This window comes from Pseudomonas putida S13.1.2 (assembly GCF_000498395.2).
Lineage (GTDB): Bacteria > Pseudomonadota > Gammaproteobacteria > Pseudomonadales > Pseudomonadaceae > Aquipseudomonas > Aquipseudomonas putida_Q.
Genome location: NZ_CP010979.1, coordinates 5,217,414 through 5,234,120 on the forward strand (window position 1 = coordinate 5,217,414; position 16,707 = coordinate 5,234,120).

Annotated in this window: 13 protein-coding genes; 7 read left to right on the forward strand and 6 right to left on the reverse strand. The window is 64.0% G+C overall.

Translation table 11 applies throughout. The features are described 5' to 3' along the window. Nucleotides 1–25: 25 nt before the first annotated feature. On the reverse strand, nt 26–916 hold the full coding sequence (locus tag N805_RS23035; RefSeq protein ID WP_019472732.1) for a LysR family transcriptional regulator: 891 nt from the start codon (nt 914–916) through the stop codon (nt 26–28). A gap of 135 nt (nt 917–1,051) precedes the next feature. On the opposite strand from N805_RS23035, the gene N805_RS23040 reads away from it, so the two are divergent. Beyond that, the gene (locus N805_RS23040; RefSeq protein WP_019472733.1) at nt 1,052–2,542 is read left to right on the forward strand and encodes an aldehyde dehydrogenase family protein; all 1,491 of its coding nucleotides are present in this window, start codon (nt 1,052–1,054) and stop codon (nt 2,540–2,542) included. Between the two features lie 162 nt (nt 2,543–2,704). Continuing rightward, nucleotides 2,705–3,991: an NAD(P)/FAD-dependent oxidoreductase gene (locus tag N805_RS23045; RefSeq protein ID WP_019472734.1), complete on the forward strand. Its 1,287-nt coding sequence runs from the start codon at nt 2,705–2,707 to the stop codon at nt 3,989–3,991. Between the two features lie 176 nt (nt 3,992–4,167). Here N805_RS23045 and N805_RS23050 read toward each other — a convergent pair whose 3' ends face one another. After that, nucleotides 4,168–5,595, reverse strand: a complete 1,428-nt coding sequence (locus tag N805_RS23050; protein ID WP_019472735.1) for a mechanosensitive ion channel family protein — start codon at nt 5,593–5,595, stop codon at nt 4,168–4,170. A gap of 319 nt (nt 5,596–5,914) precedes the next feature. Between N805_RS23050 and ycaC (N805_RS23055) the strand changes: the two genes are divergently transcribed. The 4 genes from ycaC (N805_RS23055) to N805_RS23070 all read left to right on the forward strand — a co-directional run bounded on the left by ycaC (N805_RS23055) (nt 5,915) and on the right by N805_RS23070 (nt 10,046). Continuing rightward, nucleotides 5,915–6,544, forward strand: coding sequence for an isochorismate family cysteine hydrolase YcaC (gene ycaC / locus N805_RS23055; RefSeq protein ID WP_019472736.1), 630 nt, complete (start codon nt 5,915–5,917; stop codon nt 6,542–6,544). A gap of 116 nt (nt 6,545–6,660) precedes the next feature. After that, nucleotides 6,661–6,969, forward strand: a complete 309-nt coding sequence (locus tag N805_RS23060; RefSeq protein WP_019472737.1) for a hypothetical protein — start codon at nt 6,661–6,663, stop codon at nt 6,967–6,969. A 39-nt stretch (nt 6,970–7,008) separates the two neighbouring features. After that, entirely contained in the window at nt 7,009–7,827 is an 819-nt protein-coding gene (locus tag N805_RS23065) for an alpha/beta fold hydrolase (protein WP_019472738.1), read from the forward strand. Nucleotides 7,828–8,204: 377 nt separating this feature from the next. Then, nucleotides 8,205–10,046 (forward strand): amidohydrolase, encoded by a 1,842-nt coding sequence (locus N805_RS23070; RefSeq protein ID WP_196305303.1) that lies wholly within the window; start codon nt 8,205–8,207, stop codon nt 10,044–10,046. 139 nt (nt 10,047–10,185) lie between these two features. On the opposite strand, the gene N805_RS23075 is transcribed toward N805_RS23070, so the two are convergent. Then, a complete protein-coding gene (locus tag N805_RS23075; protein WP_019473573.1) occupies nt 10,186–11,097 on the reverse strand; it encodes a LysR substrate-binding domain-containing protein in 912 nt (303 codons plus the stop codon). Nucleotides 11,098–11,232: 135 nt separating this feature from the next. On the opposite strand from N805_RS23075, the gene ycaC (N805_RS23080) reads away from it, so the two are divergent. Then, nucleotides 11,233–11,862, forward strand: coding sequence for an isochorismate family cysteine hydrolase YcaC (gene ycaC, locus N805_RS23080; protein ID WP_012274792.1), 630 nt, complete (start codon nt 11,233–11,235; stop codon nt 11,860–11,862). Between the two features lie 351 nt (nt 11,863–12,213). On the opposite strand, the gene N805_RS23085 is transcribed toward ycaC (N805_RS23080), so the two are convergent. The 3 genes from N805_RS23085 to N805_RS23095 all read right to left on the reverse strand — a co-directional run bounded on the left by N805_RS23085 (nt 12,214) and on the right by N805_RS23095 (nt 16,673). Continuing rightward, complete coding sequence (locus N805_RS23085; RefSeq protein WP_019473574.1) at nt 12,214–12,507, reverse strand: hypothetical protein; 294 nt, start codon at nt 12,505–12,507, stop codon at nt 12,214–12,216. A 690-nt stretch (nt 12,508–13,197) separates the two neighbouring features. Continuing rightward, nucleotides 13,198–14,985 (reverse strand): monovalent cation:proton antiporter-2 (CPA2) family protein, encoded by a 1,788-nt coding sequence (locus N805_RS23090; protein ID WP_019473556.1) that lies wholly within the window; start codon nt 14,983–14,985, stop codon nt 13,198–13,200. Between the two features lie 197 nt (nt 14,986–15,182). Further along, nucleotides 15,183–16,673 carry a YifB family Mg chelatase-like AAA ATPase gene (locus N805_RS23095; RefSeq protein WP_019473555.1) on the reverse strand — a complete coding sequence of 497 codons (1,491 nt, stop codon included), beginning with the start codon at nt 16,671–16,673 and terminating at the stop codon, nt 15,183–15,185. Nucleotides 16,674–16,707: the final 34 nt, after the last annotated feature.

Sequence of the window (16,707 nt, forward strand, 5' to 3'; positions counted from 1 at the left end):
GGCGCGCAAAGCGGCCTCGGCAATCTCAAGGCTGAAGCTGCTCGTGAATCCACTCCACCAACGCCCGCACCTTGGGCACTTCCGCCGCATGCTCGGCATACGCCAGGTAATGCGCCCCGGCACTGGGCATGGCATGGTTCCACGGCACCACCAGGCTACCCTCGGCCAACTCCTTCGCCGCCAGGTAACGCGGCACCAGCGCCACCCCGCACCCAGCCTGCGCCGCGCTCAAGGCCATATAGAACGTATCAAAGCGTGGCCCGTGGTAGGCGCTGACGCTCTGCAGCCCCAGCTCCAGGAACCACTCATGCCAGGCCTCGGGCCGTGAGGTGCTTTGCAGCAGCACCAGGTCGGCCAGTTCTGCAGCATCGCCCAGCGTGCGTCCGGCCAGCAGCTCCGGCGCACACACCGGCACCACCTCTTCGCGGAACAGCTCCACGCAGGTGGCCCCCGGCCAGGTGCCCTGGCCATAGAAGAACACCACGTCCGCCGAGCCCTGCAGCAGGGCGAACGGCTCCATCTCGTTGCGGATGTCCAGGTGGATGTTGGTGTGGCGCTTGCCAAAACCCTTCAGGTGCGGGATCAACCAGCGCACGCCAAAACTCGGTTGAGTGGCTACTTTCAATATCTCGGTCTGCTCGCCGTAGGTGAGCACGTAGCGGCTGGACATATCCACCTGGGTGAGGATCTTGTTGACCTCGGCCAGGTACAGGCTGCCGGCCGGGGTCAGTTGCAAGCGCCGGCGGATGCGCAGGAAAAGGTGGTGGCGCAGCATGTCTTCAAGCTGCGCCACCTGCTTGCTGACAGCGCTCTGCGTCAGGTGCAGTTCTTCGGCGGCACGGGTAAAGCTCAAATGGCGGGCTGCAGCCTCAAAGCACTGCAGGGCGGTCATGGAAGGCACCAGGCGTTTGGACATAGCGGTCTCTGCGGCTCAAATCATTACCTGACGGAATGATATGCGGAATAAAGGTCGTTTGTTGTACCTATGTGATCGGATTAATACTGATCCACATCATTTTTCCACCCCATCACCGATGTAGGAGATGCACAAATGGTTGCTGGATTGCTCGAGCGCCTTGGCGTTGCCGCCGAGGCTTACACCCAGGGCGACTACCCTGTTCACACGCCGATCGACGGCAGCCAGATCGCCTCGGTAAAACTGCTCGGCAAGGCCGAGACCATCGCCCGCATCGACCAGGCCCAGAGCGCTTTCGACGCCTGGCGCACTGTGCCGGCCCCGCGCCGTGGCGAACTGGTGCGCCTGTTCGGCGAAGTGCTGCGTGAGCACAAGGCCGACCTGGGCGAGCTGGTCTCGATCGAAGCCGGCAAGATCACCCAGGAAGGCCTGGGCGAAGTGCAGGAAATGATCGACATCTGCGACTTCGCCGTTGGCCTGTCGCGCCAGCTGTACGGCCTGACCATCGCCTCCGAGCGCCCGGGCCACCACATGCGTGAAACCTGGCACCCGCTGGGCGTGGTTGGCGTGATCAGCGCCTTCAACTTCCCGGTCGCCGTCTGGGCCTGGAACACCGCCCTGGCCCTGGTGGCCGGTAACTCGGTGGTGTGGAAACCGTCTGAAAAGACCCCGCTGACCGCCCTGGCTTGCCAGGCGCTGTTCGAAAAAGCCCTGAAAGCCTTCGGCGATGCCCCGGCTGGCTTGGCACAACTGGTGATCGGCGGCCGTGAAGCCGGCGAAGCCATGGTCGATGACCCGCGCGTACCACTGGTCAGCGCCACCGGCAGCACCCGTATGGGTCGCGAAGTCGGCCCACGTGTGGCTGCCCGCTTTGGCCGCAGCATCCTCGAGCTGGGCGGCAACAACGCCATGATCCTGGCGCCGAGCGCCGACCTGGACCTGGCCGTGCGCGGCATCCTGTTTTCGGCTGTCGGCACCGCCGGCCAGCGTTGCACCACCCTGCGCCGCCTGATCGTGCACCGCTCGATCAAGGACGAAGTGGTTGCCCGCGTCAAAGCCGCCTACGGCAAAGTGCGTATCGGCGACCCGCGCAAGGACAACCTGGTGGGCCCGCTGATCGACAAGCTGTCGTTCGACGCCATGCAGGGCGCGCTGGCCAAGGCCCGCGACGAAGGTGGCCAGGTGTTTGGTGGCGAGCGTCAGCTGGCCGACCAGTACCCGAACGCCTACTACGTGTCGCCTGCCATTGCCGAAATGCCGGCGCAGAGCGAGGTGGTGCGCCACGAAACCTTCGCCCCGATCCTCTATGTGCTGGCCTACGACGACTTCGAAGAGGCCCTGCGCCTGAACAACGAAGTGCCACAAGGCCTGTCGTCGTGCATCTTCACCACCGACATCCGTGAGGCGGAGCGCTTCCAGAGTGCTTCGGGCAGCGACTGCGGTATCGCCAACGTCAACATTGGTACCAGCGGCGCCGAGATCGGCGGTGCGTTTGGTGGCGAGAAGGAAACCGGCGGTGGTCGTGAGTCGGGTTCGGATGCCTGGAAAGGCTACATGCGTCGCCAGACCAACACCGTGAACTACTCGCGCGAGCTGCCGCTGGCGCAGGGTATCGTGTTCGACTGATTCGATGCTGCATGGCCGGGGGCATAGCCCCCGGTTCGCGGGTAAACCCGCTCCCACAGGGACAACACAGTTTTCGGAACCTGTGATGACCCTGTGGGAGCGGGTTTACCCGCGAATGGGCCGCCCCGCGGCCCCAACAAGAACAAATTGCTGGAGCCGGCCATGTCCGAACTGCGTCAACAATGCTTGTGGGAATTCGTCAGCAAACCGACCGTTGCCGCCCAGGCCCTGGCCGGTGAGCACAAGGCCGATGTCTGCGTGATCGGCGGTGGCATCACTGGTCTGTCGGCGGCCATCCACCTGCTCGAACAGGGCAAATCGGTGATCCTGCTGGAGGCCTGGAAGATCGGCCACGGTGGCTCCGGGCGCAACGTCGGCCTGGTCAACGCCGGCACCTGGATCCGCCCCGACGACGTCGAGGCCACCCTCGGCCAGAAGCAGGGCAGCCGCCTGAACAAGGTGCTCGGCGAAGCCCCAGGTGAAGTGTTCGCCATGATCGAGCGCCTGGGCATCGACTGCCAGGCCCAGCACAAAGGCACGTTGCACATGGCGCACAACGCCACCGGCATCGCTGACCTCGAAGCCCGCCACGAACAATGGCGCCGCCGTGGTGCCGACGTGGAGCTGCTGACCGGCGCCCAGTGCCAGGAATACTGCGGTACCAACAAGATTTCCGCCGCGCTGCTCGACCGCCGCGCCGGCACCATCAACCCCATGGGCTACACCCAGGGCCTGGCGGCTGCCGTGGCGCGCCTGGGGGGCAAGCTGTTCCAGCAGTCTTCGGTCGAAGGCCTGGAACGTGATGGCGATGGCTGGCGGGTGAAGACTGCGCGTGGCTCGGTGCGCGCCGACAAGGTGGTGATTTCCACTGGCGCCTACACCGAAGGCGACTGGAGCAACCTGCAGAAGCAGTTCTTCCGTGGTTACTACTACCAAGTGGCGTCCAAGCCGCTGCAGGGTGCAGCAGCCGACAAGGTGCTGCCACATGGCCAAGGCTCGTGGGACACCCGTACCGTGCTCAGCAGCATCCGCCGCGACGACCAGGGCCGCCTGCTGCTCGGCAGCCTGGGCCGGGTCGACAACAAGCCGGCGTGGTTTGTGCGCAGCTGGGCGGACCGCATCCAGAGCCACTACTACCCGGAGCTGGGCAAGGTCGAGTGGGAAATGCACTGGACCGGCTGTATCGACTTTACCCCTGACCACCTGATGCGCCTTTTCGAGCCGGCGCCGGGGCTGGTCGCGGTTACGGGTTACAACGGGCGGGGCAACACCACGGGTACCGTGATCGGCCGTGCGTTTGCCGAGTTTCTGCTCAAGGGTGAGGCGGACAGCCTGCCGATTCCGTTCTCGCCAATGAGCGGCGTGAGTGCGCCTTCGCTGCGGACTGCGTTCTACGAATCCGGCTTCTCGCTGTACCACGCGGGGCAGTGCCTGAGGGTTGTCCTGTAAGACCTGCACTGCTTTTGTAGGAGCGGCCTTGTGTCGCGAAAGGGGTGCATAGCGCCCCCAGGATCTCAGCTTCGCCGCATGAACTGCTGGGGCCGCTTTGCGGCCCTTTCGCGACACAAGGCCGCTCCTACATGGACCGTACCGGCCGGTAGGGAAAGGTTTGGGCCGGCGCAGGCCTACTTGTGCAACCAGCTGAGGAAGCCGCCTTTCTTGATCAGGGCCGGCTTTTGCAGCAACAACGACTCCCGGCTTTGCCGGCGGAACCGCTGCAGTTTGCTCAACGCCGTCTGCACCTCGCCACGCTGCTGCAAACAGCTCTTCACCTGTTCCTTTTCGATGCGGTACAGCACGCAACCGGTCAGTGTGCGGAACTCGGCGAACGAGTCATCCTCATCGATGATCCCCTCGATCCCCAGCACTTCACCCGGCCCCATGCGCCCAGCCTCGATCCGCTTGTCGCCATCACGCACCGACGCCGACACCACCCCGCTGCCAATCACCAGCAGGTGCTCGGAATGCTCGCCCACGCCCAGGATCACCTGGTCCGCCAGGTACTCCACCGCCGTCATGCGCTGGCTCAGCGCGTCACGCTCCTCATCGCTTAGCGAGCGGAAAACCCGCACTTCGTCCAGCACCTCGCGCTGGCGGCTGCGCGGCGGCAGGGCGAGGTCCACGTTCCACATCACCCCGCTGGCCTCCAGGTGCCGATGGGCAAGGTCGAACAGCTGATTGCGCGCGTCGCCCTTGGCGCCCGCATCGGCCACGAAGCCGCTGGCCTCGTACTCCACGGACTCCAGCGTCGAGGCCTTCACCGTCACCTTCGGCTTTGGGGTCGCAAGGATGGCACTCACGCCCTGCAATGCCTTTTCCAGCGCATCGAACACTCGCTTGGGCCGCACCTTGGCCGGCACCACCACGCTGATCGACACCCCATGCACATCGGCCGGGCGGCTGTGGTTGAGCAGCCGCGCCTTGGCCGCGACCGAGTTGGGGATCACCGCCAGGCTGCCGGTGCCGGTCAGCAGCCGCGTGGCGCGCCAGTCGATGTCCAGCACCTTGCCTTCGGTGCCGTCGATGGAGATTGAATCGCCAATCTGATAAGGCCGCGTGGTGTTCAGCACGATGCCGCTGAACACGTCGGCCAAGGTGCTCTGTAGTGCCAGGCCGATGACGATGGCCATCACCCCGGACGTGGCCAGCAGGCCTTTCACCGGCAGTTGCATCACATAGCCCGCGGCAGCCACTACAGCGACCAGAAAGATCAACGCCCCCAGCACATCCTGCAGCAACCGCCCGCCGTGGCTGCCACGGGCCACCAGCAGCAGGCCGAACACCACCGTGACCGTGCGCGCGCCAAACAGCCACCAGCCGATGGCCAGCACCGTGGCCATGAGGTTGCGCGAAACATCGTCGGGCCAGGGTGGTGGTTGCAGCGGGCTCATGCCGGCGGCCACCAGCACCGAGCTGAACAGCAGGAATATCACCAGGCGCGTGCCGATGCGCCAGGCACGGCGCTGCATGGGGATGACTTGCCAGAGCACGAGGTCGAGCAGGATGAGGGTAGTGCCGAGCAACAACGGGGACGACTGGATGAACGCCAGCATGGTGGTCTCGGGGGTGAGGGGAGGGCTGTGGGTAGTAATAGAGCAGGTTGCTGCTGCAGGCAATGGGGCCTGCACTGGCCCCTTCGCGGGTAAACCCGCTCCCACAGGGACTGCGAATGACTTGCAGGATGCGCGAACCCTGTGGGAGCGGGTTTACCCGCGAAGAGGCCAGCAAAACTAACGCCAATCTATCGTTCCTAAAACAGAACGCTAAAGCCAAAAACCGCTATCTACCGCTCCAAAGGTGATGGTTTTAATCTTCTCCCATCAACGCGAAACACCCACTTACTGAAGACATAAACCCTTAGGAGCAACGACCATGACCAACTTCAAATACAACCGCCTGAACAAAGACGACGCCGCCGTACTGCTGGTCGATCACCAGGCTGGCCTGCTGTCCCTGGTCCGCGACATCGAGCCGGACGCGTTCAAGAACAACGTGCTGGCCCTGGCTGACCTGGCCAAGTTCTTCAACCTGCCGACCATCCTCACCACCAGCTTCGAGCAAGGCCCCAATGGCCCACTGGTGCCGGAACTGAAAGCCCTGTTCCCGGACGCCCCGTACATCGCCCGCCCAGGCCAGATCAACGCCTGGGACAACGAAGACTTCGTCAAGGCAGTTAAGGCCACCGGCAAGAAGCAGCTGATCATCGCCGGCGTCGTGACGGAAGTGTGTGTTGCCTTCCCGGCCCTGGCGGCCCTGGAAGAAGAGTTTGATGTGTTCGTGGTGACCGACGCCTCCGGTACCTTCAACGCCATGACCCGCGACGCCGCCCATGACCGCATGAGCCAGGCCGGTGCGCAACTGATGACCTGGTTCGGCGTAGCGTGCGAGCTGCACCGCGACTGGCGCAACGACGTTGAAGGCCTGGCCGCGCTGTGCTCCAACCACATCCCGGACTACCGCAACCTGATGACCAGCTACAACGCCTTCAACGCCGGCAAGTAAGCCGACCGCCCCGGGCACCGCCAGTCGGTGCCCGCCAAGGGCAGCACACCCATCCAATCCTCCGCCCGTCCAACGTTGCACAGTGGATGCGGGCAAGCTCATCCCAAGGAACGCCGATGAACACCGCACTCCAGCACAACCGTGAAGTGGTGACCGTATGCCTGCAACACCAGGTTCTCGCTAGCCCGACGGGCGCCACGCCGGCCCAGCCGCCGCGCTGGAAGCAGGCGCTGCTGACCTACCTGGTGATCTGCCCGATGACCATGGTCATTCCGCAACTGCTGGCGCCGTTGTTTGCACGCTTCCCGCAGCTGGGCGGCCCGATTACCGGCAACCTGATCGTCAACCTGTTCGTCATCCTGCCCGTGGTGTTCTACATCATGCCTTGGGTAACCCGCCGCTGCGCCAACTGGCTGCGCGGCTGAGCGGCGCCTTTACCTCAATACTTTCAAGGAGATACCGACATGAGCACGTTCGTTACCCGCGATGGCACTTCGATCTATTTCAAGGACTGGGGCAGCGGCAAGCCAGTGCTGTTCAGCCACGGCTGGCCACTGGATGCCGACATGTGGGATTCGCAGATGGAGTTCCTGGCCAGCCGCGGCTACCGCGCCATCGCCTTCGACCGGCGTGGGTTCGGCCGTTCGAGCCAGCCGTGGAACGGTTACGACTACGACACCTTCGCCGATGACATCGCCCAGCTGATCGAATACCTCGACCTGCGCGACGTGACCCTGGTGGGCTTTTCGATGGGTGGCGGCGATGTCAGCCGCTACATCGCCCGCCACGGCAGCGAGCGGGTGGCCGGGTTGGTGCTGCTGGGTGCGGTGACGCCGGTGTTCGGCAAGCGCGAAGACAACCCTGAAGGGGTCGACCTGTCGGTGTTCGAGGGTATCCGTGCCGGCCTGCGTGCCGACCGTGCGCAGTTCATCGCCGATTTCGCGACGCCGTTCTATGGCCTGAACCATGGGCAGCAGGTGTCCCAGGGCGTGCAGACGCAGACGCTGAACATCGCGCTGATGGCGTCGATCAAGGGCACGCTGGATTGCGTGACGGCGTTCTCCGAGACCGACTTCCGGCCGGACATGGCCAAGGTCGATGTGCCGACTTTGGTGATTCATGGTGACGACGACCAGATCGTGCCATTCGAGACCACCGGCAAGCAGGCGGCGGAGCTGATTCGTGGGGCTGAGCTCAAGGTGTATGCCGGGGCGCCGCACGGGTTTGCGGTGACCCATGCGCAGCAGTTGAACGAGGACTTGCTGGCGTTTCTCCAGCGGTAATTGTGCGAGGCATTCGCGGGCTCGCCCGCTCCCACCAGTACTGCACAGCATCTGAAACCTGTGATTTCCCTGTGGGAGCGGGCAAGCCCGCGAAGAGGCCAGCCCTGGCAGCACAAATGTTGATCAGGGCTAACCTTCTACAGCCCACCGCACATCCATCCAAGCCCTGACCCAGCATCAACCGGCATGCTCCGCAGTTGCGCCTGCCGCTGCCGCACCCAGAGACGGAGAACACCATGTCCCAGGACCGCAACGACAAGACCCGTCGCCAGTTCCTCGCCACCAGCACCGTGCTCGGTGCTGCCGGCGCGCTCTGGTCCGCATTGCCTTTCACCGGCCAAGCCGGTTCCGCTCACGCATCCACCCAAGGAGGTTCCATGACCGCCGACCTGATTCTGTTCAACGGCAAACTGCACACCGTTGACCGCGAAAAGCCCACCGCGACCGCCGCCGCCATCAAGGACGGCCGTTTCATCGCGGTGGGCAACGACGCCGAGGCCATGGCCCACAAGGGCGCCACCACGCAGATCATCGACCTCAAGCAGCGCACGGTCATCCCCGGCCTGAACGACTCGCACCTGCACCTGATCCGCGGTGGCCTGAACTACAACCTGGAGCTGCGCTGGGAAGGCGTGCCGTCGGTGGCCGATGCCCTGCGCATGCTCAAGGACCAGGCCGCGCGCACGCCAACCCCGCAGTGGGTGCGGGTAGTCGGTGGCTGGAACGAATTCCAGTTCGCCGAAAAACGCATGCCCACCCTGGAAGAAATCAACCAGGCTGCGCCCGACACCCCGGTGTTCCTGTTGCACCTGTATGACCGCGCGCTGCTCAACCGCGCCGCGCTAAAGGCTGTCGGCTATGACAAGGCCACCCCGAACCCGCCGGGTGGCGAAATTCAACGCGACAAGTTCGGCAACCCGACCGGCATGCTGATCGCCCGCCCGAACGCGATGATTCTCTACGCCACCCTGGCCAAAGGGCCGAAGCTGCCGCTGGAGTATCAGGTCAACTCGACGCGCCAGTTCATGCGTGAGCTGAACCGCCTGGGCCTGACCAGTGCCATCGACGCCGGCGGCGGTTACCAGAACTTCCCCGACGACTATTCGGTGATCCAGGAGCTGGCCGACAACAACCAGCTGACCGTGCGCATCGCCTACAACCTGTTCACCCAGAAGCCCAAGGAAGAGCTGGACGACTTCAAGAAGTGGACCTCCAGCGTAAAGCTGCACAGCGGCACCGACTTCCTGCGCCACAACGGCGCAGGCGAAATGCTGGTGTTCTCCGCCGCCGACTTCGAGGACTTCCTCGAACCGCGCCCGGACCTGCCACAGACCATGGAAGAAGAGCTGGAGCCGGTGGTGCGTCACCTGGTCGAGCAACGCTGGCCGTTCCGCCTGCACGCCACCTACAACGAATCGATCACGCGGATGCTTGACGTGTTCGAGAAGGTCAACCGCGACATCCCGTTCAACGGCCTGCCGTGGTTCTTCGACCACGCCGAAACCATCACCCCCCAGAACATCGAGCGCGTGCGGGCGCTGGGTGGTGGTATTGCCGTCCAGGACCGCATGGCCTTCCAGGGTGAGTACTTTGTCGACCGCTACGGCGCCAAGGCTGCCGAGCAGACCCCGCCCATCAAGCGCATGCTCGACATGGGCGTGCCGGTGGGTGCCGGTACCGATGCCACCCGCGTGTCCAGCTACAACCCGTGGACCTCGCTGTACTGGCTGGTCAGCGGCAAGACCGTCGGCGGCATGGAGCTGTACCCGGAAGGCCTGGACCGCGACACTGCACTGCAACTGTTCACCCAGGGCAGCGCGTGGTTCTCCAGCGAGCAGGGCAAGAAGGGCCAGATCAAGGTGGGCCAACTGGCCGACCTGGCGGCGCTGTCGCTGGACTTCTTCAGTGTCGATGAAGAGGCGATCAAGGGCATCGAGTCGGTGCTGACCATCGTCGATGGCAAGGTGGTGTACGGCGCTGGCGAGTTCGACAGGCTCGGCCCGCCGCAGGTGCCGGTACTGCCGGAGTGGTCGCCGGTGGCCAAGGTGCCGGGGCACTGGCGCGTCGGTACGCCATCGTTGGCAGCCGCCGTGCACCAGTGCAGCGGGCCATGCGGGGTGCATGCGCACAGCCATGAGAAGGCACGGCATTCGAGTGTGCCGGTGAGTGACTTCCAGGGCTTCTGGGGTTCGCTGGGTTGTTCCTGCTTTGCTTTCTGAGCTTCTTTGCCTGCATAAATGACGGCCGCTTCGCCGGACAAGCCCGCTCTCACAGGTTCACCACCCATCCCGAGGGCAGTGGGGTAACTTGTGGGAGCGGGCTTGTCCCGCGAAAGGGCCGTTACTGTCAGCAACCGACTCAAGCCATGTCGCTGATCGCGAACTCCTCAGCCAGGTGATCGATCAGCGCCCGCACCGATGGCAGCAGCCCGCGGCGCGACGGGAAGATCGCATGCACGATGCCACACCGCGGGTGCCAGTCCGGAATCAGCTCAACCAGCCGCCCTGCCGCCAGGTCCTCGCGCACCGCCACCCGCGGCAAGTGCGCGATTCCCACCCCGGCCACCACGAAATGGCGCAAGGCAAACAGGTCGTCAGTCACCATGCGCGGCGTATGCGGGATGACGATACTGCGGCTGTTGTCCTCACCCTGGAACAGTTCCCACTGGTACTCGCGCTGGGCGCTGCCCCAATGCACGCTGGGTAGCGTGCCCAGCAGCTGTGGGTCAAACCCTTTGGGTAGTTGCGCCAGGTAGTGCGGCTGGCCGACCAGGCACTGGGTGCTGTTACTCAGCACCTTCATCACCATGTCGGTGTTCTCCAGCGGCGGAAAGCGCACGCGCAGGGCGATGTCGAAGCCCTCATGCAGCAGGTCGACACGGCGGTTGGTGCTCTCGATGAACAACTCCACCTGCGGGTACTTGAGCATGTAGCGGGTCAGCATCGGCCCGACCCAGGAGTTGAGCAGGGTGGTGGGGCAGCTGATGCGCACCAGCCCGCGTGGCTCGCTGCGGTTGCGCTCGATGATTTCCGCCGCGCCCTCGGCCTCCACGCGCATGGCCAGGCAACGGTTGTAGTAGGCCTGGCCGATCTCGGTCAGCGAGCAGTGCCGGCTGGTGCGGTGCAGCAGCCGCACGCCCAGGCGGTCTTCAAGGTCGGCGATGCGCCGGCTGAGTTTCGACTTGGGCATGTCCAGCGCCCGCCCGGCCGGGGCGAAGCCGCCGTGCTCCACGACTTGGGTGAAGTAGTAGAGGGAGTTGAGGTCTTCCAATGATCGTTCTCCAAACGGAACGCTAAGGACGGTTTTCGCAGTCTAGTGCAGCAAAGGTGATGATTTTAATCTGTGCCCATCAACGCGAAACACCCCGGATTGCTTAAAAATTCATAACCCTTAGGAGCACAGACCATGAGCAAATTCACCTACAACCGCCTGAACAAAGACGACGCTGCCGTACTGCTGGTCGACCACCAGGCTGGCCTGTTGTCCCTGGTGCGTGACATCGAGCCGGACAAGTTCAAGAACAACGTACTGGCCCTGGCTGACCTGGCCAAGTTCTTCAACCTGCCAACCATCCTCACCACCAGCTTCGAGCAAGGCCCTAACGGCCCGCTGGTGCCAGAGCTGAAAGCGCTGTTCCCGGATGCGCCGTATATCGCCCGCCCAGGCCAGATCAACGCCTGGGACAACGAAGACTTCGTCAAGGCGGTGAAGGCCACTGGCAAGAAGCAGCTGATCATTGCCGGTGTGGTGACTGAGGTCTGCGTAGCCTTCCCGGCGCTGTCGGCGCTGGAAGAAGAGTTTGATGTGTTCGTCGTGACCGATGCCTCCGGCACCTTCAACGAAATGACCCGCGATGCTGCCCATGACCGCATGAGCCAGGCCGGTGCGCAGCTGATGACCTGGTTCGGCGTGGCCTGCGAGCTGCATCGCGACTGGCGCAACGATGTCGAAGGGCTGGCTGCGCTGTGTTCCAACCACATTCCGGATTATCGCAACCTGATGACCAGCTACAACGCGTTGACTGCGGGGAAGTAATCAACCAATAGCGGTACGCACAAAGGCCGGCTCTCTCTATAGGGGGCCGGCTTTTTTTGTTGCACTTTGTTCCATTCGTTGACCTGTATGGGCGGCGTTGTTAGCGTTTCACTTGAGCGCGAAGCCAGTTGTCATTCAGCGGCAGTAACTGGTTCAGGAACCCCATCGATGGCTGAATCATCAGTGTAGGGTGAGACCTCCACACCCCGGCTTGAGGTGTGTATATGAATAGCAAGCATCTGATGGGGCCACTGGAAACAGTGGCCCTTTTCTGTGGCTGGTGCTGACATCCGGATCAACGCGGTCCCTGTGGGAGCGGGTTCACCCGCGAAGAAGGCGATACAGGCAGCATCAATTCATGGGCTGTGACTCAATCCCATCCAGCAGTGCCTCGACCAACCCTTCTGCCATTTCGAGTGCATTCAGGTTGCTCCAGAACAGGCTTTTGCCGGTGTCATCCAGATGCTCCAAGGCTTTGTAGCCGCAGTCGTAGGCGCCGCGCAGGTACTGGGCGACATGCACCAGGGCATCGTGGGCGGAGATGCCCGGGTTTACTGTGAACAATGGGGGATGGCCGGCATCGCAGCGGCTGAAAGGGCGTTGTGTGGTTTCGGGAAGGGGTGGATCGGGGACGATTCTTTTCATTGCAGTGACCTCACAGGGTTGACCTGCAACCATCCGTTTCCACACGAAGGGTGGCAGCTGTACGCGGGGTGGAAAACCGGTCGGAGGCAACCCGGTAGGCCATACGGCCTCCCGCGCACAGCTGCCATTGAAGACAGCACCTCAGATCAGACGGGTTTCCACACCCGATCGCTGAACCGACAGCGACCCGGTCAGCCTAGAGAGCAGGCCTTCCCCGGACAATCAGACGGGCGTCGACACGGTGTGTAGGATAAATCCTCGGGGGCGGCGTTAACGTAGGAAATGGTTGGCCGGGAAGTAGGACCTTGCTGAGAATCGGACGATTCTGTGATGGTTTTTTTGGGGGCGCGTAATGGCGGCGAGGTGATCGTCAGGAGGTTGCAGGATGGCCTCCAGGTGCCAGGCGATAGTTTTTTGGCGCCTGTCAGATCGAGCGCCGCCCGCGCGGCGCATCGCGAGCGAAGCTCGCTCCTACGTTTGTTTCGGGCCAGTTTCGCCTGTGACAGGCGCGCGCGACCGCCTTGTTTGTATGACGCGATATCGAGCCATGCACCAAGGCGTTCGCGCGCAATTCCCACAGGAATAATTGGCCCGAAACAAACGTAGGAGCGAGCTTCGCTCGCGATGCGCCGCGCGGGCGGCGCTCGATCTCATAGGCGCCACAACCCTCAAGGCGTACGACAAAAACCCTCAATCCGCATCCGAATCAAACAACCGCTCCAGCTCCACCCGCGCCTCCTTGGCCGTCTGCATCACCTTGGCCCGGTCATCGCGTACCTGCCCCTGGGCCACCAGCACTTCTTCGTCATGCTGGGTAAACCGGGCGATACGGTCCGCCGCCTGTTCATCGCTCAAGCCCAACCCCACCAGTGCCCTGCGGGTCATTTCCAGGCTGGAGTAGAACGTCTCGCGAATCGGCTCGGCGCCTGCATCCACCAACTTGTGCACATGCTGGCGGTTACGTGCCCGGGCCAGCACTTTCAGGTGTGGGTACAGGCGTTTCACCCGTTCAGCGGTATGAATGGCCGCTTCTGGGTCATCGATGGTGATGATGAAGTACTCCGCTTCACCCACCTTGGCGGCGTGCAGCACCTCGGGGCGCAGCGGGTCGCCGTAGAACACCGGCACCTGTTCGAACATGCGGGTCATCTCGATGGCGTCCACCGAGGTTTCCAAGGCTATGAACGGGATTTTCTGTGCCCGCAGGATGCGCGCGACGATCTGGCCCATGCGGCCCATGCCGACGATCACCACCCGCGGCGTATCCGTCTGGATCTGCTTGTACTGCTCGGGCACTTCACGCGCCGGTTGCGGGCGTTTGAGGGCGCGGGCGCAGCCCAGCATCAGCAGCGGGGTGATGGCCATGGACAGGGTAATGGTCATCAGCAGCAGGTCGTAGGTCTGGGTGTCGAACAGGCCTTGGTCCTTGCCCAGCTTGAACACCACAAAGGCGAACTCGCCACCCGCCGCCAGCACCATGCCCAGGCGTAGGGCGCTGGCGCTGTTCAGGCCACCGACCAGGCGGCCGACGCCTAGCAGCAGCACCAGCTTTACCGCCACCAGCAGCAGCGTCAGGCCTAGTACCACCAGCGGCATGTCCAGCAGCAGGCGCAGGTTGGCACCCATGCCCACGCTGATGAAGAACAGCCCCAACAGCAGGCCCTTGAACGGTTCGATCTGAGATTCCAGCTCGTGACGGTATTCCGAGTCGGCCAGCAGCAGGCCGGCGAGGAAGGCGCCAAGGGCCATGGAGATGCCGGCTTCTTCCATCAGCCAGGCTGTGCCGATCACCACCAGCAGCGCGGTGGCGGTGGACACTTCCGGCAGGCCGGTGCGGGCCACGGTGCGGAACACCGGGCGCAGCAGGTAGCGGCCACCGACGATCACCACGGCGATGCTGGCGAATACCTTCAGGCCGTGTTGCAGGCTGTCGCCATGGCTGGTGTCCGGACCACTGGCGGCCAGTAGCGGCACCAGGGCGATCAGCGGGATCGCGGCGATGTCCTGGAACAGCAGGATGGCGAACGCCAGGCGGCCGTGCGGGGCGTTGAGCTGCTTGCTCTCGGCCAGGCTTTGCAGGCCAAGGGCGGTGGACGACAGCGCCAGGCCCAGGCCGAGCACGATGGCTGCCGGCAGCGTCTGGCTGAAGCCGAACAGGGCAATGGCACCGATCAGCGCGCCGGTCAGCAGCACTTGGGCGGTACCCACACCGAACACCGACTTGCGCATCAGCCACAGGCGCTTCGGCGACAGCTCCAGGCCAATGATGAACAGCAACAGGACCACGCCCAGCTCGGAGATATGCGCCACGCTTTCGGTGTCGTGGATCAGGCCAAGTGCTTGCGGGCCGATGGCCACACCGGCCAGCAGGTAGCCGAGCACGGCGCCCAGTTGCAGGCGCTTGGCCAGGGGGACGGCGACGACTGCGGCAAGCAGAAAGATCACCGCAGTTTGCAGAAGGCTGCCTTCGTGTGGCATCGGCTCTTACTCCATGAGCTGCCGGGGCAGCGTTTGAACAGTTTGGCCGACGATTCTGAGGGGTGAGGTGGCGTCAGACAATCAGCTGTCCGGGAGAAATATTGTCCCGTAAAAAGGGACAGTTACCGCAGGCCGCTTTCAATTGCAGATTCTGCTGGTGGGGCAAAATTTCGGGGCCGCTTTTCAGCCCCGGTAATCTAACTGCTCCCCGGCCGATATTGCAGGGCCTCGGCCAGATGTGGCCGGCCGATCGCCTCACAACCCTCCAGGTCCGCCAGTGTTCGTGCCACTTTCAATAACCGGTGCGCCGCCCGCAACGACAAGGTCAACCGTTCGCAGGCCCCCTCCAGCCACGTCTGATCCGCCGCCGTCAATCCGCAATGGCGGCGCAACCCTTCGAGGTCGAGAAACGCATTCACACACCCTTGGCGGCGCTGCTGTACCTCCCGCGCCTGCGCCACCCTGGCGGCCACATCGGCACTGGCTTCACCACAGGGCTGGTTGTTCAGCGTGGTGCTCTCGCGGGCCACGGTCAGGTGCAGGTCGATGCGGTCCAGCAGCGGCCCGGACAGCTTGTTGCGGTACCGCGCGATCTGCTCGGTGCTGCAGCGGCAGCGGCCAGTGGGGTCGCCCAGGTAGCCGCAAGGGCACGGGTTCATCGCCGCCACCAGCTGAAAGCGCGCCGGAAAGCGCACCTTGTCGCGGGCCCGGGCAATCACGATTTCGCCCGACTCCAGTGGCTCGCGCAGCACTTCCAGCACGCGCCGCTCAAACTCTGGCAGTTCATCGAGAAACAGCACGCCATGGTGGGCGAGGGTGATTTCGCCCGGTTGCGGCCGGCTGCTGCCACCGACCAGTGCCGGGCCGGATGCGGAGTGGTGAGGGTGGCGAAACGGTCGCTGCGGCCAACTGCTCAGCGGTGTATGCCCGCTGACCGACTGGATGGCCGCCACCTCAAGCGCCTCGTGCTCGTCCAGCGGTGGCAGCAGCCCGGGCAGGCGGCTGGCGAGCAAGGTCTTGCCGGTGCCGGGTGGCCCGGTGAACAACAGGTTGTGCGCCCCAGCCGCCGCTAGCATCAACGCGCGCTTGGCCGCCAGCTGGCCCTGTACCTCGCTCAGGTCGGGGTAGGGGCGTTGATGCAGGATCAAGCCATTGGCCGCGTATGGCGGCAATGGCACCTGGCCGTTCAGGTGGGCGACCAGCTCCAGCAGGTGGCCCACCGCATACACCACCAGCCCGCCGGCCAGGCTGGCTTCCTCGGCATTCTCGCGCGGAACCACCAGCGCCCGGCCCGCCTCGCGTGCCGCCAGGGCCGCCGGCAGCACGCCTTGCACTGCCCGCAATTTGCCCGACAACGCCAGTTCGCCCAGGCACTCGACTTCTGCAAGGCTGGCCGTTGGCACCTGGCCGTCGGCGGCAAGGATGCCCAGGGCAATGGCCAGGTCGTAGCGCCCGCCATCCTTGGGCAAGTCGGCGGGGGCCAGGTTCTGGGTAATGCGCCGCTGCGGGTAGTTCAGCCCGGAGTTGACGATGGCGCTGCGTACGCGGTCCTTGCTTTCCTTGACCGTGGTTTCTGGCAGGCCGACCAGGGTGAGATGGGGCAGGCCGTTTGCCAGGTGGGTTTCGACGCTGACCGAAGGTGCCTGCACACCTACCTGGGCGCGGCTGTGGACGAGGGCTAGGGACATGGACGCTCCGTTGTCGCTGAAAGGGGCCGCTTCC

Bases quoted from the DNA above. Each gene is read 5' to 3' on its own strand.
- N805_RS23070 (WP_196305303.1), top strand. From the start codon at position 8,205: ATGACCGCCGACCTGATTCTGTTCAACGGCAAACTGCACACCGTTGAC.
- N805_RS23050 (WP_019472735.1), bottom strand. From the start codon at position 5,595: ATGCTGGCGTTCATCCAGTCGTCCCCGTTGTTGCTCGGCACTACCCTC.
- N805_RS23040 (WP_019472733.1), top strand. From the start codon at position 1,052: ATGGTTGCTGGATTGCTCGAGCGCCTTGGCGTTGCCGCCGAGGCTTAC.
- N805_RS23045 (WP_019472734.1), top strand. From the start codon at position 2,705: ATGTCCGAACTGCGTCAACAATGCTTGTGGGAATTCGTCAGCAAACCG.
- ycaC (WP_019472736.1), top strand. From the start codon at position 5,915: ATGACCAACTTCAAATACAACCGCCTGAACAAAGACGACGCCGCCGTA.
- ycaC (WP_012274792.1), top strand. From the start codon at position 11,233: ATGAGCAAATTCACCTACAACCGCCTGAACAAAGACGACGCTGCCGTA.
- N805_RS23085 (WP_019473574.1), bottom strand. From the start codon at position 12,507: ATGAAAAGAATCGTCCCCGATCCACCCCTTCCCGAAACCACACAACGC.
- N805_RS23060 (WP_019472737.1), top strand. From the start codon at position 6,661: ATGAACACCGCACTCCAGCACAACCGTGAAGTGGTGACCGTATGCCTG.
- N805_RS23095 (WP_019473555.1), bottom strand. From the start codon at position 16,673: ATGTCCCTAGCCCTCGTCCACAGCCGCGCCCAGGTAGGTGTGCAGGCA.
- N805_RS23065 (WP_019472738.1), top strand. From the start codon at position 7,009: ATGAGCACGTTCGTTACCCGCGATGGCACTTCGATCTATTTCAAGGAC.
- N805_RS23090 (WP_019473556.1), bottom strand. From the start codon at position 14,985: ATGCCACACGAAGGCAGCCTTCTGCAAACTGCGGTGATCTTTCTGCTT.
- N805_RS23035 (WP_019472732.1), bottom strand. From the start codon at position 916: ATGTCCAAACGCCTGGTGCCTTCCATGACCGCCCTGCAGTGCTTTGAG.